The following is a 547-nucleotide window of genomic DNA, read 5'->3' on the forward strand; positions in this document are numbered from 1 at the left end:
CTCGTCGCTGGGGGTGGGCGCGTGCACGACGGGGCTGGTGCGGGGCCGGGCGGGGCCGCCGTCGGCGTCCACGGGGACGGCCCAGGTGACCGACCAGGACGGGCGCAGCCGCTCCTCGACGGGCCGGTCGGCGAGCAGGTCGGGGGTGAGCGGACCGTGCGCGGCGGCGGTGCGCCAGCGGGTGGCGCCTCCCCTGGAGTCCTCGACGACGGTGAGACCGTCCTCGTCGCGGCGGCTCACCGTCCGGGGTTCCCCGTCCCCGATCTCGACGACCACCTCCTCCAGGCCCGGCAGGGCGAGCAGCAGGGCGTCGTCGACGGCGTTCAGCAGCCGCTCGGTGAGGTCGGTGGCGGCGGCGTCGCGCAGGGGGAGGATGACGGCGGTGTCGTACGGGCCGGGCGCGGTGCCCTCGGCGGGGAACGGCAGCCGGAGCAGGGGTACGTGCCCGTCACGCCGCCGGATCTCGTCCCCGAGCCCGGGGCTGTGCCGCGCGGTGTCGCCCGCGAGTTCCCGCGCCTCGGCCAGCGACCAGCGCACCCCGCCGTGC

1 pseudogene is annotated in these 547 nt (G+C 78.4%); it reads right to left on the bottom strand.

The window, feature by feature from the left end:
• Positions 1-547, bottom strand: a pseudogene (locus tag B7767_RS33045) (molecular chaperone Hsp90); the annotation flags it as partial.

Source organism: Streptomyces sp. 13-12-16 (assembly GCF_002114215.1).
Classification (GTDB): domain Bacteria; phylum Actinomycetota; class Actinomycetes; order Streptomycetales; family Streptomycetaceae; genus Streptomyces.